Annotated in this window: 19 protein-coding genes; 13 read left to right on the plus strand and 6 right to left on the minus strand. The window is 46.7% G+C overall.

The window, feature by feature from the left end:
- Positions 1-229: 229 nt before the first annotated feature.
- The 13 genes from B5D48_RS02900 to B5D48_RS02960 all read left to right on the plus strand — a co-directional run bounded on the left by B5D48_RS02900 (position 230) and on the right by B5D48_RS02960 (position 15,687).
- Entirely contained in the window at positions 230-709 is a 480-nt protein-coding gene (locus tag B5D48_RS02900) for an RNA-binding S4 domain-containing protein (protein ID WP_023939804.1), read from the plus strand.
- Between the two features lie 49 nt (positions 710-758).
- A complete protein-coding gene (locus B5D48_RS02905; protein WP_023935838.1) occupies positions 759-1,892 on the plus strand; it encodes a 4-phosphoerythronate dehydrogenase in 1,134 nt (377 codons plus the stop codon).
- 37 nt (positions 1,893-1,929) lie between these two features.
- Positions 1,930-4,776 (plus strand): excinuclease ABC subunit UvrA, encoded by a 2,847-nt coding sequence (uvrA, locus tag B5D48_RS02910; RefSeq protein ID WP_023935837.1) that lies wholly within the window; start codon positions 1,930-1,932, stop codon positions 4,774-4,776.
- Positions 4,776-5,876, plus strand: coding sequence for an endonuclease/exonuclease/phosphatase family protein (locus B5D48_RS02915; RefSeq protein WP_023935836.1), 1,101 nt, complete (start codon positions 4,776-4,778; stop codon positions 5,874-5,876). The genes uvrA and B5D48_RS02915 overlap by 1 nt, the downstream gene beginning before the upstream one ends.
- A gap of 226 nt (positions 5,877-6,102) precedes the next feature.
- Positions 6,103-7,080: a glycosyltransferase gene (locus B5D48_RS02920; RefSeq protein ID WP_234985388.1), complete on the plus strand. Its 978-nt coding sequence runs from the start codon at positions 6,103-6,105 to the stop codon at positions 7,078-7,080.
- Between the two features lie 73 nt (positions 7,081-7,153).
- The gene (locus B5D48_RS02925; RefSeq protein WP_023935830.1) at positions 7,154-8,128 is read left to right on the plus strand and encodes a glycosyltransferase family 2 protein; all 975 of its coding nucleotides are present in this window, start codon (positions 7,154-7,156) and stop codon (positions 8,126-8,128) included.
- Positions 8,129-8,258: 130 nt separating this feature from the next.
- Positions 8,259-8,633, plus strand: coding sequence for a hypothetical protein (locus B5D48_RS02930; RefSeq protein ID WP_023935828.1), 375 nt, complete (start codon positions 8,259-8,261; stop codon positions 8,631-8,633).
- A 154-nt stretch (positions 8,634-8,787) separates the two neighbouring features.
- On the plus strand, positions 8,788-9,834 hold the full coding sequence (locus tag B5D48_RS02935; protein ID WP_023935825.1) for a tetratricopeptide repeat protein: 1,047 nt from the start codon (positions 8,788-8,790) through the stop codon (positions 9,832-9,834).
- Positions 9,835-9,837: 3 nt separating this feature from the next.
- Positions 9,838-10,455 carry a ribonuclease H1 domain-containing protein gene (locus B5D48_RS02940; protein ID WP_023935823.1) on the plus strand — a complete coding sequence of 206 codons (618 nt, stop codon included), beginning with the start codon at positions 9,838-9,840 and terminating at the stop codon, positions 10,453-10,455.
- The gene (locus B5D48_RS02945) at positions 10,404-11,654 is read left to right on the plus strand and encodes a hypothetical protein (protein WP_143742793.1); all 1,251 of its coding nucleotides are present in this window, start codon (positions 10,404-10,406) and stop codon (positions 11,652-11,654) included. Before B5D48_RS02940 ends, B5D48_RS02945 begins: the two co-directional genes overlap by 52 nt.
- A 44-nt stretch (positions 11,655-11,698) precedes the next feature.
- Entirely contained in the window at positions 11,699-12,343 is a 645-nt protein-coding gene (gene pnuC, locus B5D48_RS02950) for a nicotinamide riboside transporter PnuC (protein ID WP_023935820.1), read from the plus strand.
- Positions 12,344-12,355: 12 nt separating this feature from the next.
- Positions 12,356-13,060, plus strand: coding sequence for a thiamine diphosphokinase (locus B5D48_RS02955; RefSeq protein ID WP_023935818.1), 705 nt, complete (start codon positions 12,356-12,358; stop codon positions 13,058-13,060).
- Entirely contained in the window at positions 13,057-15,687 is a 2,631-nt protein-coding gene (locus tag B5D48_RS02960) for a DUF5686 and carboxypeptidase-like regulatory domain-containing protein (protein ID WP_052512511.1), read from the plus strand. Before B5D48_RS02955 ends, B5D48_RS02960 begins: the two co-directional genes overlap by 4 nt.
- Positions 15,688-15,827: 140 nt before the next feature.
- Here the strand turns inward: B5D48_RS02960 and B5D48_RS02965 are convergent, their stop codons facing one another.
- The 6 genes from B5D48_RS02965 to cas6 form a co-directional block, all read right to left on the minus strand.
- Positions 15,828-17,366, minus strand: coding sequence for an AMP-binding protein (locus B5D48_RS02965; RefSeq protein WP_023935812.1), 1,539 nt, complete (start codon positions 17,364-17,366; stop codon positions 15,828-15,830).
- A 162-nt stretch (positions 17,367-17,528) separates the two neighbouring features.
- A complete protein-coding gene (locus B5D48_RS02970) occupies positions 17,529-18,641 on the minus strand; it encodes a hypothetical protein (RefSeq protein WP_023937044.1) in 1,113 nt (370 codons plus the stop codon).
- A 19-nt stretch (positions 18,642-18,660) separates the two neighbouring features.
- Positions 18,661-19,977, minus strand: a complete 1,317-nt coding sequence (locus tag B5D48_RS02975) for a hypothetical protein (protein WP_023937045.1) — start codon at positions 19,975-19,977, stop codon at positions 18,661-18,663.
- Positions 19,974-22,151, minus strand: a complete 2,178-nt coding sequence (gene cas3, locus B5D48_RS02980) for a CRISPR-associated helicase Cas3' (protein WP_231968842.1) — start codon at positions 22,149-22,151, stop codon at positions 19,974-19,976. Before cas3 ends, B5D48_RS02975 begins: the two co-directional genes overlap by 4 nt.
- The gene (locus B5D48_RS02985) at positions 22,112-22,699 is read right to left on the minus strand and encodes a hypothetical protein (RefSeq protein ID WP_023937047.1); all 588 of its coding nucleotides are present in this window, start codon (positions 22,697-22,699) and stop codon (positions 22,112-22,114) included. Before B5D48_RS02985 ends, cas3 begins: the two co-directional genes overlap by 40 nt.
- Positions 22,700-22,707: 8 nt before the next feature.
- Positions 22,708-23,367, minus strand: a complete 660-nt coding sequence (gene cas6, locus B5D48_RS02990) for a CRISPR-associated endoribonuclease Cas6 (protein ID WP_023937049.1) — start codon at positions 23,365-23,367, stop codon at positions 22,708-22,710.
- Positions 23,368-23,385 lie beyond the last annotated feature (18 nt).

A 23,385-nucleotide genomic window follows, 5' to 3' on the forward strand; every position in this document is an offset into this window, starting at 1 on the left:
TGAACTTGTAGTTCTTTTTTTCAGATCATCTCGGGAACATTTCTTTCGGATTGAGGAAGTGGCATTATACTGCACCCATTGTACTGTTATCGACATCTAAAGGCTCAGGCTCATACCTCTCCCAAAGAGTCGCCCTAAAAACCAACTTTCTTTGAAGTCCATGCAGCGTCTCTTATTACCTTTGCCGATGATCCGATCGTTTTCGGAGTATGCTACATGATTTTGCCTAATGGAAGAAGTACGTATAGATAAATGGCTGTGGGCCGTGCGAATATTCAAAACTCGCAGCATAGCCACCCAAGCTTGCAAGATGGGGCGTGTGACAATCGGAGGACAATTGGCCAAGCCGGGGCGTAATGTAAAAATAGGCGATGTCGTTGCCGTGCGCAAACCTCCGGTCACTTACAGCTTCGAGGTATTGGGACTTAGCACCAACCGCATGGGAGCAAAACTGGTTCCCGATTATATGCGCAACGTTACACCGGCGTCTGAATATGAAATTCTGGAGATGAACAAGATTTCCGGGTTTGTGGATCGAGCCAAGGGGTTAGGTAGGCCAACCAAACGAGACAGACGCGAACTGGAACAATTCGGGCAAAACTTCCTAAGCGGAGAGAGCCAGTTCAACTATCTGGCAGCAGAAGACGCAAAGGAACTTACCGGCACAACGGATTTCGATTGGGACGAAGATGATTTGTTCGACGAATAAATATCCAATCAAAATTTCAAGACTATAGTTCTTACGTAATAGTAGAGACATGGGATTACAAATTGTGGCAGAGGCTTCCGTGCCTTACCTCCGTGGGGTGGCAGAAAAGCTCGGGGATGTTCATTACCTCCCCAACGAGGATTTCTCCCCTGAAAACATTGCCGGAGCCGATGCGCTGATAGTGCGCTCAGTGACCCGTTGTACAGAGGAGCTGCTCCGGGGGAGTGCAGTAAAACTGATTTGCACGGCCACTGCCGGTTACGACCACATAGACGTCGACTATTGTCGTAGAGCCAACATTGCTTGGCGTACGGCAACCGGCTGCAATGCCTCAGCGGTTGCTCAGTACGTAATTTCGGTTTTATCCTCTCTGATTCTAAAGGGGCATTTGTCGGAGCTTTCTGGGCGAACAATAGGCATCATAGGGGTCGGACATGTTGGCAAAGAGGTGGACCGACTTTGCTCGGCCTTGGGAATGCGTGTTCTGCGCAACGACCCACCCAGAGCTGAGCAAGAAGGGGCCCAAGGATTTGCCTCTATCGAACAGATTTGGGCAGAGAGCCACATTATTACCCTACACACCCCTCTCACAAAACAAACGACCCACCCTACTCACCATTTAGTAAACACTCCTTTCCTGGATCATCTGGAGCAGAATCCTCTCCTCATCAATGCAGCCAGAGGGGGGATCTGTGACACCCCTGCTTTGATCAGAGCTATCCACAATGGTCAAATCTCCGGTTTAGTATGTGATTGTTGGGAAGGGGAACCACAAATAGACCGCGAGCTGGTACAGCTCTGCAACATTGCTACCCCCCATATTGCCGGCTTTTCCGCAGATGGGAAAAGCAACGGAGCACGTCTTTGTCTCGAAGCAATAGCTGACTTTTTTGGTGTTTCTTTTCCTGCCAAAGAAAGTATGCAACCACCAGCACCCCAAAATTCCGTGATAGATCTTGATCTTTGGAGCCAGAGTGTTCCTCAATCCGAACTTGTGTACAGAGCTATTTTGCATACACTCGACACGGAACGCACCGACTGCGCTTTGCGAAAAATGCCGGAGCAGTTCGAGCAGATGCGCAAGAGCTATATTTATCCTCGAGAGCCACAGGCTTATCACATCCGTGGTGGAGAGGCAGGTATAAGAGAGATTTTACGAAAGATAGGATTCCAACTGAGCTAAGAAGGATAGCCAGACAACAATCATACCTCTGTGAACAATGAAACAGACAGTAACAACAACCGACGAATACATCAGTCTCAAAGGTGTACGAGTAAACAACCTCAAAGAGATTGACCTGGAGATACCCAGAGGTCGTCTGGTAGTGGTGAGTGGCTTGTCGGGATCCGGCAAAAGTTCTCTGGCCTTCGATACGCTCTATGCTGAAGGACAGAGAAGGTATGTAGAAAGTCTTTCGGCTTATGCTCGCCAGTTTCTGGGACGCATGCCCAAGCCTGAGTGTACCTATATCAAGGGTATCCCTCCAGCTATTGCTATCGAGCAACATGTCTCGGCCAGAAGTCCACGCTCTACCGTAGCCACATCAACCGAACTATACGAATACTTCCGCTTGCTTTTCGCTCGCATAGGCAAGACGATCTCGCCTATCAGTGGAGAGGAAGTCAAGCGAGAGGGGATCAAAGATGTGGTAGAAGCCGCAATGAATTTGGCCGAAGGCAGTCGCTGCTACTTACTGGTTGATTTGTCGTTACCGGCCAAACGGAGGAAAAACGACTACAGTGCCTTAGATCTGCTTCTTCGGCAGGGCTACAGTCGCATGATGTGGCATCAGAAGATTTTGCGCATAAGTGATTATTTGCAAGATCCCTCGCAAGCTCCGGTAGAGGAACTTAAATTGATGATAGACAGGCTGCTCATCGACCACTCCGACTCGGCAAATTTGCGGAGCCGGTTGGCAGATTCGGCCGAAAATGCCTTTTATGAAGGGCATGGTCACTGCCTCCTGCGTGTAGAGCAACCTGATGGACAATGGCAGGAGCTCCTCTTCAGCAAAAGCTTTGAACGGGATGGTTTGGAGTTCAAAGACCCAACACCTCAACTTTTCAGTTTTAACACCCCTATAGGAGCCTGCCCTACATGCAATGGATTCGGTGCCGTAATGGGGATAGACGAACAATTGGTAATCCCCGATCCCACCCTCTCCGTCTACGAGGGGGCAGTAAGCTGTTGGTCAGGTGTAAAAAGCCGAGAATGGCTTGAAGCTTTCATGCAAAATGCCTCGGCCTACTCGTTCCCTATCCATAAGCCTTACCGCGAATTGGCAACAAGCGAACGAGAGTTGCTTTGGAAAGGAGTAAAAGCTCAGAACGGCTACCCCAAAATAGAAGGTATAGACGACTACTTTGCCATGCTCCAGGCCGGAATGCACAAGATCCAAAACAGAGTACGTCTGGCTCATTTCAGAGGGCGTACTATCTGCCCCGACTGCAAAGGAGCACGCCTATCGCCCGAAGCTCTCTGTGTACGTATCGGAGGGCTCAACATAGCCGAGCTATGCGACAAGACCATCGCCGAGGCAACAGACTTCTTTATGCGCTTGAATCTATCCGAGCAAGACCAGTATATCGCCAAGAGGCTCTTGAATGAGATCAATCAGAGACTATACTATCTGGTAGAGGTCGGGTTGGGTTATTTAGGATTGTCTCGCAAAATGGATACCCTCTCCGGAGGAGAAAGCCAACGTATCAGTCTGGCAACTCAACTGGGGAGCAATCTGGTTGGCTCGCTCTATGTCTTGGACGAGCCAACGGTTGGGCTTCACCAAAGAGATACAGCCAGATTGATAGCCGTGATGGAGCAATTGAGAGATGCTGGCAATACTGTTGTGGTCGTAGAGCATGACGAAGAAGTAATTCGCAAAGCCGATTTCCTGATAGATATGGGACCCGAAGCAGGAAGTGGAGGGGGTAGAGTTGTATATAGCGGTGATCCTCGGAAAATCGACAGACAAACACCGGGCTATACAGCTGCTTTCCTAAGCGGTCGCGAACAAATATGCATACCGGCACACACCCGACCCGTGAATCGATACATAGAAGTGAAGGGGGCATACCTGAATAATCTGAAAAATTTGGATGTACGCTTCCCTCTGAATTGCCTCACTGTCGTATCAGGGGTGAGTGGATCTGGCAAGACAACCCTTGTCCGGGATATTTTCTACGAAAATGTTCGCACTCATTTCTATGAGCCGGGAGGAGCTATCAAGGGATGCAAGTCTATCCTCGGGGATCTCAACTTGATAGACGATGTGCAGTATGTAGATCAATACAGCATTGGCAGGTCTACTCGCTCCAATCCGGTCACCTACATAGGAGCATACAATCACATCCGAGAGCTGTATGCACGACAGCCTCTCTCGGATCAAATGGGCTATATGCCTTACTTCTTTAGCTTCAACAAAGAGGGCGGACGCTGCGAAAGCTGCAAAGGAGAGGGAGTTGTGACCGTAGAGATGCAATTTATGGCAGATCTGACTTTGGAATGTGAGGAATGCCATGGCAAAAGATTTAGGAAGGAAATTCTCGATGTGGAGTATCGCGGAGTGAATATCTACCAACTACTCAATATGAGTGTAGATGAAGCAATCGAATTTTTCTCTCAAGATCGAGATGTAAGTATTTGCAAGACGATCGTAAACAAGCTAAACTCCCTTCGGCAAGTTGGTCTGGGTTACATCAAACTGGGACAAAGCAGCTCCAGCCTCTCGGGTGGAGAGAACCAAAGGGTGAAACTGGCCTCCTATCTGGGAGTAGAGCTACTGAAACCCACCCTGTTCATTTTCGACGAACCGACTACCGGACTTCATCTCAAGGACATCAGTACTCTGCTGGATGCTTTCCATGCTCTTATTGACAAGGGGCATTCCATCGTGGTTGTTGAGCATAATATCGAAGTGATCAAGTCAGCCGATTATCTGATAGATCTGGGGCCGGAAGGAGGAGAAAATGGTGGTCATCTGTTGGTTGCCGGTTCTCCCCAGGAGGCCTCTCTATGTGGAGAATCGATGACAGCAAAATATCTCCGCCCCTACTTTCCTCAAGGTTAATGAGTAAGAGGAATCGATCACTCCTTCTATTATTACCCCTCATCCTTGGGGTATCGTATGTATTTGCCGTTCATGGAGAAGCCCCTCTTCGGTCGTACAAGCGCATTCGCCTGATGCAGTGGAATGTGGAAAACCTTTTCGATTGCCAACACGATCCCGAGAAAAACGATTATGACTATCTCCCCGATGGACGCTTGCAGTGGACAAGGGAGCGATTGTTTCGCAAACTCGATCGGATAACGGAGGTAATATCTCATGTAGGGGAAAGCGACTGGCCGACTCTTGTTGGTTTATGCGAAGTAGAGAACGACAGCGTAATGGAGATGCTGGTATCTCGCCCTCCACTCGCTGAACAAGGCTATCGTTATGTAATTTCACACAGTCCTGACAAAAGAGGAATAGACGTGGCTCTACTCTATCGTCCCGACTGCTTTGCCCTACAATACAAAAATGAGATAGAAGTTTGCCTACCGGAAGAGCCACAATTCTCCACTCGAAATATCTTGTATGCCAAGGGATTATTACCATCCTGGCGTAGCCTGCATATTCTTTTGTGTCACTTTCCCTCACGTCGTGGCGGAGTTATGACCACCAGCAAGTACAGGCGAGCTGCTGCCACGCAACTCCTTGCTGCGATAGATAGCATCCGCCAAAAAGAGCCAAGGCCCTTGATAGTGGTAATGGGTGATTTCAACTCCGAACCGTCGGAATTGAATTCGACCGATATGTTGGGATGTAGGAACGTGCAAGAATACCTCTCATCCACAGATACGATTTCCCATTCTTTCGCCCTGATCAATGCCTCCACCTTATCCCCACAGCCCAAAGATCCGCCTGGTAGCTATTTGTATAGATCAGTTTGGAGCAAAATAGATCAGATATTGTATTCTTCTTTTGCACTGCAAGACACAGCCCTGCGTATCCTACCTCAGAGTTTTCGTGTTGTGGCAGCACCGATAGCCGTAGAGCCACGTTCTTTCGGCTCGGTACAAATCCGCCCTCGGCGGACCTACCGAGGGAGTTACTATCACGGAGGAGTGTCCGATCACTTCCCTGTTATGGTAGAGGCCGAAATGCTTATCCCGAAGGGAGGTAAATAATGCAAATCGGATATTTAGCTGTTTGAGGACTACAATCTCCTATTTTGCTTCAGCTCGTCAGCCAAAAGGCCTCTTGTGTTACATAACACCCCCATCATTGCCAAACTTCATATTTTTGCAAAACTTTCATATACAACCTTGATGACAATGCAAGAACTCCAGGCTGTATTTGGGAAAAAAAGGGGGACGGATACACAATAAATGTAATACCTTTGCGTTCCGGAAGGTGAAACTTTCTACTAATTCACATAATCAACTTAGTGTTTTGATCAGTAGCCGGATACCTCATGACTCAAAACCTCTCAATGAGGGGGCAGACCAAGGTTCGGACACCAATGGGACAGCATCGACCCTTTCTGAGGCACCATATGCTTCGGACTGTTTTTCGGTTTTGATGTCTGTCTACTACAAGGAAAATCCCAACTTTTTGCATGACAGTTTGCAGTCGATATTCGAACAGAGCTTGCCGGCACCGGAGGTTGTGATCGTCTGGGATGGGCCATTAACGAAGGAATTAGAGACAATCTTGTGCGACTATAAGCAGCATCACCCTCAAGAGATCAAATACATACGTCTGCCTCAAAACAAAGGTTTAGGGAATGCCCTCAATATAGGCCTTCGACATTGTTCGCACGAGTTGATTGTCCGCATGGATACGGATGACATAGCTCATCGCAATCGCTTTGAACAACAGGTTGCCTACCTGCAGGCTCATCCCGAAGTCGATGTGATCAGTAGTGCCATAGACGAGTTTACAGATTCGCCCGAGGATATTGTCGCCGTTCGTCGATTGCCTGAGCAACATCAAGAATTGGTACGCTTTGCCAAACATCGCAGTCCGATGAATCATCCGGCTGTAGCTTTTCGCAAAAGCAGTGTGCAGCGAGCCGGAGGTTATGTGCACTTTCCCTATTTCGAGGATTACTATCTCTGGGCACGTATTATCCAGCAGGGAGGACGGCTCTATTGTTCGCCAGACTCACTGCTCTCCTTCCGAATGAATCGGGACACCTACGGCCGGCGTAAAGGCTGGCGATACGCCCTGAGTGAAGTTCATTTGCAAAACACTTTCCTCAAAATGGGCTTTATCAACAAAGGGCAGTATGTACGCAATCTGTGCCTTCGTGTCCCCCCTCGCTTCATGCCACGTTCGTTGCTATCGATAATCTACAAACACTGTTTGCGAAAAAAGAGAAAAGCCTGACTTTTCGGATTTTCTTTGTGGTGAAACTCTTCTCGTTCCACCCTTTCAAGCTCCACGTTTGATATTTTGATATATGTCTTGTTCTCTCTCTATAGTCGTGCCCGTGTACAATGAATGTGCAGTGTTGCCAGAGTTGTACGAGAGACTCTCGATAGCAGCCCGTCAGACCTGCTCCGATTACGAATTGATAATGGTGAATGACGGTAGCACAGACAAATCTCTAGGTCTTATCAAACAATTAGCTGAAGCGGACCCACATCTTTTTTACATTGACCTGAGTCGCAATTTTGGTCAACAAGTAGCGATCTCTGCTGGCTTGGACTATTGTCGAGGCAAAGCCGTTGTCATTATAGACGGAGATTTGCAAGATCCTCCCGAGCTGATCCCTCAGCTCTACCAAAAACACATGGAAGGATACGAAGTGGTCTACGCCCAACGCCGGCACAGATCGGGAGAAGGGTGGATCAAAAGAACTACAGCAAAGTTGTTCTATCGATTCCTGCACTCAACGTCCCCTGTACATATTCCTCTCGACACCGGGGACTTTAGACTCATAGATCGTAAGATCGTGGATTGCTTAAAACGTATGCCTGAGCGGAACAAATTCCTTCGGGCTCAAATTTCCTGGATAGGCTACCGCCAGACAGCAGTCCTTTTCGACAGAGATCCACGTCGACATGGTAGGAGTGGTTACTCCTTCGGCAAAATGTTCACATTGGCAATAGATGGGATCACAGGCTTCACGACAAAACCCTTGGAATGGGTTGTTCGTTTAGGTTTTTTTGTGTCAATCGTCTCTTTTCTGTTGATTTTGTACGCCCTTGCCTCCTACTTCTTCGTCGGTCAAACGATGAGTGGTTGGACCTCTCTTTTAGTCAGTACAATGTTTATCGGGGGGGTACAGTTGCTGGCTATCGGCACAATCGGCAGCTACATTAGTCGCATTAATCAAAATGTTGTAAATCGGCCTCTCTACTTGGTGGCAGAGTCTAACTGTAGCCTCGGTAGTGAGTTGCCAAATCAATGTGATCTGACAACAGCAAATTAGGTTTTAGTATCTTTCTCCAAGTATTACAGAAGTTGCTTCATTGCCTCTCTCGCAGTTTGCGACATTTGCACTTTCGCAAAGACTCATTATCTTTGACGCGAGTAAAAAGAACTTTGAAAACTCAACGATTATGAAAATTAAGTATTTCGTTTCTTTGGCAGTCGCCACATTGGCTATATTGATTTCTTCAACCTCTTGTGTTAATGAAACTTGCCAAGGTCCAATGGACTATCCTTTCTTGGCTCACTCGGATGTCATAGACTCTCCGATACCACAAGAAGGCAAGGTCGTTAATGTGTATGTTACACCGGAACGCTATGCCGCCGCTTGGGAAATTTTAGTGGTAGAGGGAGATGAAAGCCATGTAATTGCTGCTTCTGCTAGCCCTACGGCTGTAACAATTTCTGCTAATGCCACCGGTAAGGAACGTATGGTAGAGATCAAAGCCAGACCAAATGGTCAAGAACGCTGGCTCTTTATCACCAACGCCATTCAGCAGAAATAAGAAGAGATCAGTCCTCGTTGCAGGTACTGCAAAGAAGTATCCCCTAAAAGGCTGTCATCCCCTTGCATTAGAGGTTGGGGATGACAGTTTTTTTGTGCACAACACATTTCCTCGAGCTAAATACAAAACAACATTAAATCAGAATAAAGGACTTATGGGATTTTTCCGTAATCTGTTCGGTACAGCCAAACAATCGACTACAGAAACAAGCAAGTCAGGACAAAGAAGCGATGAAAACACCTCTATCGAAGGCTCTATTTTATCAGAGAAAGAGAAAAGTCGACAAGAAAAACAATCTGAACGGCAAGCTGATACACTTAAGTTCGATGCCATACGTGCCATGCGTGTTGGAGAACTACGATTTGCCCTATCAGCACTGGAGAAGTCACTGGAGCTGAGCACTCAGTTCGAGACACGCTACTATTATTCGGAAGCTCTGCTTATGGCTGGAAACAAAGATGAAGCCCTCCGGCAAATGGGGCTCTTGCTGGATGAAGAACCGAACCACCTACCTACCCTATTAAGTCGTGGCCGATTGTTGTTAGAAATGGATCACTATGCCGAAAGCTTGTCTGATGTGGACAAAGCATTGGCAATTGAAGCCACTCTTGAACCGGACAAAGAAGATCTAAGTCACTACCAACTCTCCATGATCAAGGCTCGTGCACTCAGAAGCCTGGAACGCTACGAAGAAGCAATCTCTCTCTTGAATTCTCTGTTCGACCTGTACCTGGAAAGGGGACAAATCCTCCTATTAAAAGCAGAGATAGAGATTTCCGCCAATCTCCCCACTGAGGCAGACAAGAGTCTGCAGCAAGCTGTGGAGTTATTGCCAGAAGAAGAACGCGTTCCTTTACTCATGGCACAGTTGGCCCAATCAAGCTACAATCATGAAGCAGCAATCAGATATTACGAACAAGCTTTGAATCTGAATCCTTTTTGTATCGAAGCTCTTGTTGCCAAAGCCAGGCTTCGCAGTGAACTTGGAAATACCGATGCAGCTATTCGAGATCTATTAGAAGCTAAGGAGGGAATGGCTCCTTCCAGAGATCTATTGCAGGCTCTCATCGAACTATACAACTCTCTGGGCAATATCGAAGAGGTTCAGAATTTGGAGAAAGAGCTTTCTGACGAAAAATTTGTCGACACAGAGAGTGGCAAAAACAATTTCGATAATCTTTACAGCGGAGGGATATATTAGACAATGAATCGCAAGCAGAAATGCTATGTTGTTTGGAAAGGACACAACCCCGGTGTGTACGATGATTGGCTTGAATGCAAAGCTCAAGTAGAGGGATACAATAATTCCAAATACAGAGCCTACCCCAACCGAGAAGAAGCAATCGCAGCATACGAAGCTGGCTATCATGCTGCTTCGAAAAGCTCCCGAACAGAGGAAAAAGGAGGGGAGCATAAGCCAATTTGGCGAAGTCTGTCTGTTGATGCTGCTTGTAGTGGTAACCCCGGAGATATGGAGTATAGAGGTGTGTTCACGTGGAGTAAAGAGCTTGTCTTTCATGTGGGGCCTCTCCCAGGAGGGACTAACAACATTGGTGAGTTTCTTGCCTTGGTGCATGGTCTGGCTCTGTGCAAACAGAAAGGATGGGATCTACCCATCTATACAGATAGCCGTACCGCGATGGCTTGGGTGCGAGAGAAGAAGTGTAAGACATTGCTTTTGCCTACAAAACAAAATGCGAAGATCTTCGATCTCATCAAACGGGCAGAGAACTGGCTTCAGCATAATACATACACAACTCCCATATACAAATGGGATACGGGAAGCTGGTCAGAAATCCCGGCGGATTTCGGGCGCAAATGAATCAGTTATTTCTCTTTAACCCGGGAAATGAAGCCAGCTATATGTTCCCTAAAGCATCGGCCTATACTCCTCCCTCCATAGTACGACGCATGGAGCAGGATCTCTCATCTGTATTTGCCGCACTAGGGACAGAGAGGGATGCTGTTTTTTGCCCTTCCTCCAAAGGAGATTTATTGCTTTGTGCTGGACAACCGGCCATTGCCTATGCCAAGGAGAGGGACCTTCCACGACATCGGATTTCCAATGAAGCAATGCTCTTGTGTCCATGGGGACCACAAGCTTTCGGCTTTGCAAACTACCAAAAAAGAATAGAGAAGCTGGGGCAAAAATTACTTCCTCTTGCTCCTGAACATCCCCATGTTCGTAATTTGATCGATCGCACAACCGCTGCACGATTGATGAGGGAACTATCTCAAAACCTTGATTATCCTGCCGAACTCGTTGCTATCCCGTTCCACTCGTCTTCCGAGATAACCAATTTGCCACCCTCCTTTTCCGGTCATGCTTTGGCCAAACAACCCTATTCTTCTTCCGGGAGAGGGATTATTCCTCTTTCCATTCCTCTGTCAACAGCAAATCGCCAGGCTATAGACAATGCTCTTCTCCGATCCGGACATCTCATGCTTGAGCGACGACTTGATAGAGTGGCCGACTTAGCATCGGAGTGGGTGATAGAAAAGGAGGGGCAAGTGTACTTGTGTGGTTATTCGGCTTTTCGGACGACTGAGCGTGGCAGCTACATCGGAAATTGGCTCTATCCGCAAGAGGAGATTAGACAAAGGTTATCTGAACTGGTGGGAGGAAAGCTCCTGCGAGAGACGGAAAGAAGGACAAAAGAATTTATAGAGAGGGAATTAGCTCCTTTCTATCATGGTCTTGTGGGGATCGATCAACTTATTTATCGAAATAACGATCGACTCGCTTACTATCCGGCCGTGGAAATCAATCTGCGTATGACAATGGGGCATTTGGCAATTAAGCTCGCTGAGCGACTTCTATCCCCGGGAAGCCGAGGAGTCTTCCGATTAGGGATCGCTTCGGGGGAGGATCTACCTACTCCTTCATTTGATTCGGATGGCCTACTCCGTACGGGAGCTATCAAGCTCAGTTCACGAGCAGCAGATGCTCGTTTCGAAGCTATCATCGTAGCACAGCAAGAAAGCTCTGCACCCCCTTTTAACCAAGTATTCCCAGCTTAGTTTACCTTCCTTTCGTTTGGGATTATCAACTACCTTTGCGCCATATGGATTGGAATACTATATCAACTTTTCTACAAGAGAATGCCATAGAGCTTCTGGCCGCAGCAATAACTTTTCTCTGGATCTACTTCGAGATAAAGGCTTCCATGTGGATGTGGCCATTAGGTGTCATACTTCCTATTTTCTGGATCTATATCTCTATGGAATCTCGCTTCTATGGCAACGTAGTTGTCAATACCTACTACCTGATAACCACGATTATTGGCTGGGTCATGTGGGCCCGCAACCCCAAAGGGACAGAACAAGGCCAAATACGCACACTCTGGGGAAAACTTCTTGCTCTGAGTTTATTAGGTATGGTGCTCCTTGCTGTTCCTACCTATGGTTTGTTGAGCAACTGTTGGGGTTGGTTTGATATTCCGGCTGAGAATACTAGTTCTCTGCCTTGGGCTGATACTTTGGCCACATTGATTAGCTTCGTGGGGATGATATGGTTGGCTCTCAAAGTCAAGGAGCAGTGGTTGTGTTGGCTTTTTGCCAATATCTTCTCTTCTATTATATTCTTTCACACTAGATACTGGATCTCCGGGGTCGTATTTGTGGTTAATGTCTCCCTCTCCGTGATCGGTTACAGACAATGGATTAGAATGCAGAGAGCCCAGTCCCAATCACATTATTCGGCTACTTAGAGATATTTTGCCATGCAACAACACACACTGATAATCCCTGCTATTTCTGCGAGCAATGCACCATTAGTCTCTATTCTGGCTGCTGGAGAGTTTCCAGCCGAAGGAAGCCTGAGTGCTTCCATATTGTCAGCCTCTTATGTAAAGTCTGACCGACGTCTGGTATGTTGCGATGGAGCATTCGACAGATTGCAGAAAGCCGGGTATGGACTGCCGGATGCAGTGGTGGGAGATTTAGATTCTATTTCTGAAAAAAGTCTCAAAGCCTTGGGAGATCAGGTTCATCGTATGAACGATCAAGAGACCAATGATTTGACCAAGACAGTGCATTATGTGCAGAGTCGCTATGCTCCTTCCTCTCTGTGCATTCTGGGTCTTACCGGATTGAGAGAGGATCACACTTTAGGCAACATCGCCCTGCTTCCCTCCTATATACGCATGGGTTTCGAACTGATTGTGGCTCCTACGCCTTATGGATGCCTCTATGCTTTTGAGGGGAAAGCTCGCATTTTCGGTTCTCCCGGCCGGCAAGTATCTCTTTTTGATTTTTGTCATTCACCCCTCAGTACAAAAGGGCTCAAATGGGAGCTTCACCGGCAGGTTTTGTCTGAACTCTGGATGGGGACACTCAATGAGATGCAGGCAGAGAGCTTCGAGGTGAACAGTTCGGCCCCAATTGTTATATCTCTGCAAGACGAGACAAAAAAACGCAGCCGGTGAAAAAGACCCGACAGTCAGTCCAAAGCCGATGGTGGCAAACCCTTTTGTTTTGCCTGTTTTTTTCGGTCATCCCAGCTGTAGCTCAGCGGACCAACACTGGTATAGAGGGAGTTGTGGTAGATTCCATCAGTGGGGATCCACTCCCCTACGTAACAGTTGTTTTTGAAGAAAATAGCCAAGAAGGAACTAGTACGGATGAGAACGGCTACTTCAAACTAACCTCTTCTAAAGGATACCGCAAGGTCGTAGTGAGCTATGTAGGCTTTGCCTCTCAGCATATCACACTCAAACCCGGGGAGATGCGTCGAGGAGTAAAGGTGCGGCTCTCCTCCGAAAGCGTCCATCTATCCACCCTCTTTGTTCGCCCGAAACGGCAGAGATACAGACGCAAGAACAATCCGGCTGTGGATTTAATCAACAGAGCCATTGCGGCTAAGAAACGAAACCGTATTGAGTCTAAACAACGTTATCAGTACGACACTTACGAACGCTTAATTCTCTACAGCGATCACTACCAGCCCGGTCGGAAAATGTTCGGTCTGGATTCTGTCCGTTCGAGACAAATGGCCGACACATCTTCCTTTTCGGATAATCTGATTTTTCCTCTTTCTGTGCGAGAAAAGATCAGTCGAGATACGCACAATGAGGTTGATGGGCGATTGAGCAGAGGTATCGTACGCTATCACAGAGGGATAGAGGAAGAGGTGGATGAAGGTCCCCTATCAGCCAACATAGATGAGATTTTCCGTCCAATAGACATCTATGACGCAAATATCCCCATCCTGTTACAACGTATCCCTTCTCCTCTGAACACTGCCTTTGCCACGAGTTTCTACAAGTTTTTTATTCAGGATACATTACATATCGCTGGGGCCAAGTGTGTAGAACTCACCTTTGTGCCCTTTGAACCTCATGCACCGGGATTCTCGGGGCGTATTCGCTTGGCCCTCCCAGAGTGTGCCGTGCAACATGTAGAGCTGAATATGCCTGTTGCAGCTAATGTCAATTGGGTGCGCAAGCTACGTTTGAGACAAGATTTTCGCCCCATAGTCCTTCCCGAGACATCCGGCCAGGACAGTCTACCCAACCGCATATGGATACCCGACAGGCAAACAACTGAAGTTTTGATCACCGCGGATGATCTTTTCTTGCCCGGAGGCATAGAGGCACATCAGACACGTGTCTTCTATGACTTTCATTTCGATGATGAGGCCGAACCTATGCCAGCCGAATGGAAAGAACGACCTGAAGGATATGTACCGTTCCTTCCTGATACCAAACGTTGGGAAGAACTCCGCCCTGAGCCGATGCCCAACGGAGGATTGGCTGTCTACGAATTGATGAATGTCCTGCAAAAAACCAACAACTATCGTTTCCTGACTTTCCTCACTCGTTCTGTCATGTCCGGCTATGCCTCTTTGCCCGCCGGCACTCTGGATGGAAAAAAGCTAAGCAAGGTAGATATAGGCCCGGTTGAAACTTTTCTCAGCGGAAATGCTGTAGAAGGTTTTCGAGCTCGAATAGGAGGAGGAACCACAGCTAACTTGTCACAACACTTTTTCCTGGATGGCTATCTGGCATACGGATTCAAGGATGAGAAGCTGAAGTATCGTGCCAATCTGACCTATACACCCTTGAAGAAAGAGTACTTTGTGGACGAGTACCCTCGCCGTAATTTGTACCTGACCGCTCAGTCCGACATACTCATCCCAGGAGAAGTTTCCGATGCCGTCTATCGAGGCAATGTATTGGATATACTCGGAACGAGAAAAAATACTAATCGCACTTATGTAGACAATTATCGTCTGGGATTTGCAGCTGATTGGACCCGCAGCGTTTCTACTCAAATCTATGCCGATTACCGTCAGGTAACACCTACCGGCACACTTGTATATGAATCGGTAGATGAGAACGGCAACCTGCATCGTATCGACAATTATCGAACCACAGAGTTCGGGTTTTCTCTGCGGTGGGAACCGATGAGAGTGATCTACAATGGGCGTCGAGGAGCCGAATCCGGCTTCAATCTGACAAAGCGTGGCCCCATATTCAGACTAAGTCATCGTATGGCTTTTGCCGGTCTGTTCGGCAGCGATTATGGATTCCAACGTACGGATTTGTCCTACTATCAGACTTTGCGAATGTCCTTCCTTGGCTTTATAGATATGCGATTCAACGCAGGCATTCTATGGACGAAAGCTCCCTATCCCCTCCTAGCTATTGCTCCCTCCAACAGCAGCTATGTACGTCGGAACGACGCCTTCCAACTGCTATTGCCTTCTGAGTTTATCGCTGACCGATGGGCCGGGCTGCACGCCACCTATCACCTGAATGGATTGATATTGAACCGCATTCCTCTATTGCGAACATTAGGACTGCGCGAAATCGTTTCGGCTCATGTTCTTTGGGGAGATCTGACTTCTAAAAATCAACCACCTGCTCCCGGGCTTTTTATTTTCCCAGAAAATGTTGGTCCAATGCAGAATACATGGTACACAGAAGGAAGCGTCGGGTTGGAAAACATTCTCAAGTTCCTCCGCTTAGAGTATTTCTATCGCTTTTCACAACAAAATAAACCCGGAGTCCCTCGTCAAGGGCTTCGATTTGGATTTGCCTTACGTTTCTAAATAGGGAGTATTTACCCCGGTTTCATTGGAGGTAAGAATCTCTGATCTCCGATGGGTGGGAGTATGCATACCGAACATTACTCTCGAAGAGAAAGTGAAATCCTCTCCCAACCTCGACACAAGGCCAAAAGCCTCCCTACTCATTTAAGCGGGATTTCTCCCGATTTTCTTTTGCCAGTCTCTAAAAGTTGTACAGATCCGAAAGTGATACGATGGGGCATTTCAGCCCGTGCCAATCGAGGACGAAGCCATGCTCGCAATGCTTCTTCGCTCAGAGGATATTCCTTATTGCAACACTCCACATGGGCAGCCAATACCTGTCCGAAAGAAGGATGAGGGATAGGGAAAACCTTGGCGGTAAAGACCTCCGGGTGAGCAGCGATAGTGCGTTCCACCACTTCCGGATAGATATTTTCACCTCCGGAAACGATCATCTGATCGGCACGTCCTTGATAGAAGTAATACCCTTCTTGATTACAACGCATCAAATCGCCTGTGGCCTGCCATTGTTTATCTCGCCCTTGCATAGCCCAACCCGAACGAACCCATAAGACTCCTACCCCATCAGCACTGACCTGCTCCAATCGACAATGCACACCTCGTATGGGACGGCCAAGCGTGGTCTCTGTGTATCGCTCCAAATCATCAGGAGTGGCCAAAAGAAAGAAACCAGCCTCAGAGGTACCATAAAGATTGTAAACCACCTTACCTAACTTCTCGTGTGTCTCTTGAATAAGTTTTCTCTCAAGTCGATCCCCTCCACATATAATACAACGAAGAGAGGCCAGTTGCTCTGCCGAAGAAGATTTTTGAAGCATCCGGGAGAGCATGACAGGTACCAAGGGAGCCACTTCGATACCATGCCTGTGAATAGCTTGCAGAGCTTGCTCTGCGTCGAAATGACGAGTAAGTAAAATTTCCTTGCCCATAACAAGCGAAGTGATGAGCGTTGCCAAACCGAATCCATGGTAGAGAGGGAGGGCTATGTATACATTCCGATAGCGATGTATGCCAATCTGCCGGAGTAGAGCCAAAAGAGGCGGGAGGAATTGTGTGGCAGAAGGGCGTCGAGAAGCAGCCTTGTAATGACCGCTCGATCCTCCCGTGAGCACAGTTAGCTCGCCGCCTCTTCGTATGCGAGGTAGTTTTCCTTGTGGTACCAGATTCCGCGTCAACAGGCTTTCAACATTCTCTATAGTGACAAAAGCAATCGAAAGAGAGGAGGGAAGACTTTTCTCACGGAGATTTTCGTCGAGAATAAGCAAATCATACCTTCCTCCCTTATGAAGCAACTCATCCAACTTCTCTCCTCCCATCTCGGTATTGAGCAGATGCGTATGCACGCCAAGACGAGAGAGAGCGGGCAAAAGTAATACAGCCATGCTGTGATTGCGACAGAGAAGTCCGACTCGTTGCCCAGCCTTGAGCTCATAGTGCCCCTGAAGCAAGTAGGCTAACTGTGTTGCTCTTTGATACAACTCGCTATAAGACAAAGAAGCTCCGTCGGAGGGGAGAAGAGCTGTTTGATGCGGATAAGTCTGGGCAGAAAAACGCAAGAGAGCCATGAGGGTAGTACCCTCAGAAAGCAGGCTCTTTACCCAGCGATACAATCCCTTAGGAGTAATGAAATGCAGCTTAATAAGAGTCTGAAAGACAGAATATGTCTGGGATGTCTTCATAAGAAGTCGGAAGTGTGTGTTAGAAAATCTGCACAATGGTGTCTCCTTGCACTTGAATTTGTACCCTGTATAAGGGTATCTCGTCGTCTTAAAGGGGCTGCTTCAAAACATAGATTTTGAAGCAGCCCCTTTTTGTTGCTACCTAAGACTATCTAAGGTCTTTTACTTTTGATTTTCGTAATCAAATGCCATCATTAGCTTGACCAGTTTTTGCTCTGCTTTTTCGAGCGCATCAGCCCGTTCTCCAGTAGTTGGTACGTATCCCCCGGCCTGCAAAGTGATGAATGTATCCACATTGCTTAAAGTCTCATCGATGATAGGCATTGCTTTTTCTGGATCTTCCTCAGACAGTTTAGCCCTAATACTTCCCGCAATCAGGTTAGCATTATCTCCAATTGAGATAGCAAGTGTATCCATCAGACTGAATGTGCGTGACTGGTTAGAAGTAATTCTCCAGTTTACAATGGCTTTTGCCAAGCCTTTGATCCATTTCTCACGCAAGGCTTTGGGAGCGACCAGACATTCGCCAAAGACATTTTGAGAAGGAGTCCAACCCTCACTTATCAGTTTTTTGATGGTACTATTAGACATTTCAGGCTCAAGCTGGTTGGTAGAAACACAGAACAATCGTCTCAAATCAATAGCAATATCAGAAACGAATAAACCACTGGCACGGCTGTTACTCGGAATCCATTTTCTGCTCAAACTTCGATCTTCCCCTTCAAGAAAAAGCATAATTTCTTCTTCCGAAAGGACTCGCCCTGTTTCATCTCTTACAATAGCTCGATTATTGGGTCTGTCACTTCTATCAAACGAAATATCTTCCGTACTCAGCCCGGCTAAAAGGGGATGGAGACCTCTCATAGCTGAGATAGAGAGAGGACTTCTTCTTTTTAATGTTCTCCCTCTATCCTCTTGTTCTTGCCCCTCTCCTTCCTCCAAAGTCTTTTTCTTCTTTTTCTTGTCCTGAGATTTTTTTTCAGCTTTCATCCAGCCTCCGAAGAGTTGGTCTACATAGGAAGGGTCACAAGTAGCATAGACCTCACCCTCTTTAAGTTCCTTTTGCTTGGTCACATCAAAGAGAAAAGTCGTAGGGCTCGGGGTTTCTCCCAAGTACTCGCAAATCGCATCCAATATGGACCTTTTGACCTGTTGCCCACTTGAGAAAGGAATACGACGACTAAATTGAGGGTCGTAGTAGTATTTCTGACCATCTGCAACACAGAAAACAGTGTGCTCTGCTCTTTTGAGCGTACGGATATAAATGGTGTTCATAGTCTTGTATGTTTATTGTTTATGATTGTTTTTCCACAAAGGTGTAATCAAACTTGAGCAATGTATTGAAATAGACGAACTCCTCATTGGTCATCAAATGCACCTCGTCTTTCAAAGTTTTCAATTGTGCCAAATCGTCCTTGTCTACTCCTGCCAGCATCTCCGTAAGAGCTTCTATAAACTGCTTCTTGGTTTTTACATCAAAAAGTTTCTTTTCGATCAGATTCTTCCGTTCTGTCCCCGAAGCCCCTTGCCTATAGCGCAGAATTAGATTTGCCAATTCTGCAGTATAGTCCGTAATCTCTTGCTTATTCCTTGACAACATAGCAATTAACCAGGTTTTATATGATTGATAAATATTTATTTCTTCTTCTTTCTTGACTGTGAAAGTCTTTGCCTCCAGCATATATTTCTCCAAATTTTTCGGGCGCAATGCTTGTAATCCTATACTTCCTAATTCACAAGCCCTTTTGATATGTCTTCCGTACAAGGCTTGAAAATCTTTACTGTCGAAACGATCAGCCCCTTCGTAGAGCTGTCTGTAAACATCTCTTAGCCTCGTACCCGATTTCAAATAGATGGGAATAAATCCGATCGTTTTATTAGTCTGTCCAAAGCTGTAGACGTAGGAGGTCAATTCTCCGTTGGGATAATGCCGTGAAAGGCTAAAAAACAGATTGGACCAATCAACTGTATTGACCTCTATCTGACTCTCATTCACCGCAAATATGCCTTCATTTTCGAGGGTTGAGAAATCAAAGTCTTCGCGATAACTTTTCCCCAATCTGTAAGTGAGCCACTGCCCATTCCAGGAGTTTATCTGATTGCCTCGCAATTTCTCAAGAGTGGGGTCGTTCAGGTACTTGCGATAATATCCCCATCCTTCAAATACGAGTAGCAACAGTTCGGGGTCGTCGATCAAGAAGTTGTACCCTCCTGCTACTCCAATGCCCAGCCCCGAGCCAATCCAAGAACAATAGATATCCTCCTTGTCACTCTCTGTAACAATATCGGTTGTGAGCCCCGATGTACTCGCAAATTCTGTTTCTTCCGATGCAGGGTAGCCCAAAGCAAAACTGGCATCAGGAGATTCGTTCTCTATTTTGTCGTAAAGGTTTTCCAGCTTCTCCTTCCTTTCGTCGGGAGTCAAGAGGTGCACCTTCTGTCCCTTACTCATCTGGACAAAGGGGGAATTGGTCACCCACTGCATATACTTAGGATGATTAAAGAACAACTCGAAATAGACCTGACTAAAGAACTCTTTGGCAGATAACTTTGAGTTATTTTTCTCGTTAAAGGCTTTTAGGAACGTCTTTCCAATTACAGAGGTTATCATATTATCACTCCTACATTGTTGTTTATCATATCAATATCTAAGCCCATTTCGGAGGAATAGGCTTCGTCCGGCACAATGAAAGGGCGGTTTCCCTTTTCGAGTTGTCTCCTTTGTGCCACAGCGGAGAAATAAGAGGGTATTTCCAACTGAAGTCTTGTCTCCAAATCTCCTTTCTCATATTCGTACACATCACTCTCTGTTACGCAAACAACGCTATCGATATCCAGTAACTTGAATAGTATCGCCTTGCTGTTGTGCGTCAGACAGTCTATCGTAATTCTGCCGTCGGCCTTGAAAATCGAATGCTCTTCGATCTCCAAAAAGTCGATAGAAGTAAATACCTCATCTATTTTGGACTGCAATTCTCTTTCTCGTAAAGGTTGGGCGTCTTCCAATACCTCAAACGATTTTTGCAGGATGTCCACATCATAAGGTTTGGCCTCTTTCTTACTCTCAGACGGGGCTATCACATAAATATCTTTCAGCTGCCCAATACGCTCCTTACTTCTTTTGCGATTGATTCGCCCGAAACGCTGGATCATGGCATCCAGAGGGGCACACTCGGTAATCATCACATCAAAGCTTATATCCAAGCTAACCTCCACAATCTGTGTTGCTACCACAACGCAAGCCTCATCCGAGGTATTGAACTGATGCAATGACCTACCCTCTTCATCAAGACCAAGCAAAGCTCTCTCCTTTTCATTTCGGTCTTTTCTTTTGAAACGACTGTGCAACAACAAAGAAGGTATCCATGGATATATCTCCCGAATTTGCTCATAGACTTCCTGAGCCTTCTTCACCCGATTTTGTACAATGAGGATTTTCTCTCCTTTCTCGATGGCCTGCCCTATGAGGGAGAAAAGGGATTCAAAAGAGGTCGCTTTGTGAATGATGTGCCGGTCATACCTATCCAACTCTTCGGAAGAGAGTTTTATTTCCAAAACATCGTCTCCCAAAATCTCCCCTATTTTGCGATAGAGCAAAGAAGGCATTGTAGCAGTACCGATGTGTACTCTACAGCCTATTCTCTTTAGGATCTGGACCAACTTCAATACAATAGCCTGCGATATGCCCGAGTAGGTATGTACTTCATCCAGAATAACATCACAGTCCTTCAGGTCAAGCAGCATGGCCTCATATCCTTTCATCCCGAAAGCCAAAGCCGACAACTGATGGGGAGTCAGTATCTTGACGGCAGAACCGATGTGCGACTGGAGTACCGTCTCCTCGTCTCTTCCCCGACGTTTTACGACCTGCGAGGTGGAGTGAAGCAAACGTATGTCGAGCTCCTGATTATCTCTCTCGAGATCATTGGCCACTCTCTGATACATGGCATTGATCGAAGCCTGGTAAGGAAGGGTATAAAAGACACGTCCGCTACATCTGCGGAACAGGTAGTCCGTCTTGCCTGCTCCCGTAGGGGCAACTACAATAGTATGCTTCTGGGGAGCATTGGCATCCAACAGCGAAAGAGAATAGAGAGGGTGAGGACGATTGTAGAAAGACAAATCAGGGCTTCTGAAGAGACGGGGAAGAAATGTTTGCACTGCTCCCGAAACTGCGGATGCAAAATGATCTGCTCCCATCAAGAGCCCTCTCCATTCCGAAACAGCTCTTTCTCTTGTCCGTTCTTCGCAATAATCAATAGAGTACTGCAAATTGTCAATAGCCTCCTCTACGGATATGTGCCGGTAAGGAATGCCCAGAGCAAGCAATACTTTCCAAGCTCTCTCGGACCATTCTTGCCACCTACCCAAATGGTAATCTACATAGTCGCACTCCTCTTCCAAATCAAGTAATCCCAATCCTGAAATATCTCTCCTGACTGACTTATGATGGCCTACCACCATCTCTATGAGTGCATTCCACTGTTCCTTGGGAAAGGCAGAGAGGAAAAAGAGAGAGGCTATCTCGTGACGAAAAGAAGTACTGCTGGGTTGTGGAGCTTTTTCCAAACGATCCTGAAAAACATGATGTGCCTTGCCTATATCGTGCAGAATGGCTCCATTCCGAGCAATATTTATATCCACAGAAAGATGGTTCGCCATCTTTTCTGCGACCAAAGCAACCTGCTCTGTATGGGCAAGCAATGTAGCTCTCTCAGGACCCGATTTGGCAAACAAGTCGTCCATCAGTAACTCTTGACCGGAGAGCCCACTATTTTTAGCCAACCATACATCTGTTCCCCTGTTTTTCTGTTAACACCCACAGGGAAGGAGCGATCATTCCTCTCAAAAATAAGCTCGAAACCGGCCATCTGCTCTTCATCATCAAACTCACTTTCGGACAAGACCAGCATCTCTTGAGGAAACACAATGTCTTCGTTTCGTACAAGACAGATATGCTGAGAGAAGGCACGTTGGGCATCTTCCTGCTCTTTGAAAGCCAAGTAGAGCACAGGGTTGATGAGCACACCACGTATAATAATGGAGGTATCCCTCCGATACAAATAGTCACTTCCCTTCCTTGTCCTATTCCATCCCCTTGTTTGCATCATCTCCTGCTGTTGAGAGATTTGCTCATAAGAGAGCCTGTGTCTGACAATCTTCTGAATGCCGGAAACACTCAATAGCTCGGGAAAAAGTTTCCTCTCAATCCCCTCGACGATGCTGGGCGTTAGAAATTGTTGAGAGAAAGTCTCGCTATCTCTCACACTGGTCCACGGTTTGATGAAGCCGAAAGGGCCGGTATATTTCACAACATAAAGAGTTCTATCCATGGTCGTCTCTATTTTAGTGCCCCAAATCCTATTCCGGTGCTATTACCAATACCCACATTCCACGCAAAAGCAACCATTTCTGGACTCCCCTCCACGACTACGGGACAGAGATTAGCCTTGTTCTTTATGCCCTTGTAAGAGATGAGTTTGACCCTGGGATTGGGATAATCTCGGTCGAAGTAGACTTTCACATCCTCTGCTTCCAACCCTGCCATACGCGCCTTGGTCTTTAGCGTTTCGGTCATAAAAAGGTCTGCCTCCTTGTCCTGGTAGGTGTAATGCGTTTCTTTGACTTCGTTGTGTCTTTTTATAAGGACAGGACTGGCTAAGAAGAAACGCTCCTTTCGAGAAAAGTCCGGTGTAGGCTGAAGACGGATATCGACCACTCGTGTACCTGCAAACATTTCGGGTTGCTCCAAAATACTTTTGACCACTCTTCGTGCCGGCTCAGAATCATAAAAATTGAGAGTAAAGAAAGAGCCGTCCAGTAGCTTGATACCCTCTTTAGTCGTCTCGACATTCTGAAACCACGAAAATGAGTACAAACTCACTTGCCCATGCTCGCTATTCTCTCTTCCCAGCCATTTATGTACACAACCCGTGAGTAAGGATTGATAATTAAAATCGATCGGCCGATTAGAAGCCGATACCTTTATGTATAGTCTCATATCTTGATTGAATTATTT

Source organism: Porphyromonas crevioricanis, assembly GCF_900167225.1.
Lineage (GTDB): Bacteria > Bacteroidota > Bacteroidia > Bacteroidales > Porphyromonadaceae > Porphyromonas > Porphyromonas crevioricanis.

Excerpts from the sequence above, each read along its gene's own strand:
- B5D48_RS02970 (WP_023937044.1), bottom strand. The coding sequence starts at position 18,641 with ATGAACACCATTTATATCCGTACGCTCAAAAGAGCAGAGCACACTGTT.
- cas6 (WP_023937049.1), bottom strand. The coding sequence starts at position 23,367 with ATGAGACTATACATAAAGGTATCGGCTTCTAATCGGCCGATCGATTTT.
- B5D48_RS02935 (WP_023935825.1), top strand. The coding sequence starts at position 8,788 with ATGGGATTTTTCCGTAATCTGTTCGGTACAGCCAAACAATCGACTACA.
- B5D48_RS02965 (WP_023935812.1), bottom strand. The coding sequence starts at position 17,366 with ATGAAGACATCCCAGACATATTCTGTCTTTCAGACTCTTATTAAGCTG.
- B5D48_RS02925 (WP_023935830.1), top strand. The coding sequence starts at position 7,154 with ATGTCTTGTTCTCTCTCTATAGTCGTGCCCGTGTACAATGAATGTGCA.
- B5D48_RS02905 (WP_023935838.1), top strand. The coding sequence starts at position 759 with ATGGGATTACAAATTGTGGCAGAGGCTTCCGTGCCTTACCTCCGTGGG.
- B5D48_RS02985 (WP_023937047.1), bottom strand. The coding sequence starts at position 22,699 with ATGGATAGAACTCTTTATGTTGTGAAATATACCGGCCCTTTCGGCTTC.
- B5D48_RS02955 (WP_023935818.1), top strand. The coding sequence starts at position 12,356 with ATGCAACAACACACACTGATAATCCCTGCTATTTCTGCGAGCAATGCA.
- B5D48_RS02930 (WP_023935828.1), top strand. The coding sequence starts at position 8,259 with ATGAAAATTAAGTATTTCGTTTCTTTGGCAGTCGCCACATTGGCTATA.
- B5D48_RS02945 (WP_143742793.1), top strand. The coding sequence starts at position 10,404 with ATGGGATACGGGAAGCTGGTCAGAAATCCCGGCGGATTTCGGGCGCAA.
- B5D48_RS02915 (WP_023935836.1), top strand. The coding sequence starts at position 4,776 with ATGAGTAAGAGGAATCGATCACTCCTTCTATTATTACCCCTCATCCTT.
- uvrA (WP_023935837.1), top strand. The coding sequence starts at position 1,930 with ATGAAACAGACAGTAACAACAACCGACGAATACATCAGTCTCAAAGGT.
- B5D48_RS02975 (WP_023937045.1), bottom strand. The coding sequence starts at position 19,977 with ATGATAACCTCTGTAATTGGAAAGACGTTCCTAAAAGCCTTTAACGAG.
- B5D48_RS02900 (WP_023939804.1), top strand. The coding sequence starts at position 230 with ATGGAAGAAGTACGTATAGATAAATGGCTGTGGGCCGTGCGAATATTC.
- pnuC (WP_023935820.1), top strand. The coding sequence starts at position 11,699 with ATGGATTGGAATACTATATCAACTTTTCTACAAGAGAATGCCATAGAG.
- B5D48_RS02940 (WP_023935823.1), top strand. The coding sequence starts at position 9,838 with ATGAATCGCAAGCAGAAATGCTATGTTGTTTGGAAAGGACACAACCCC.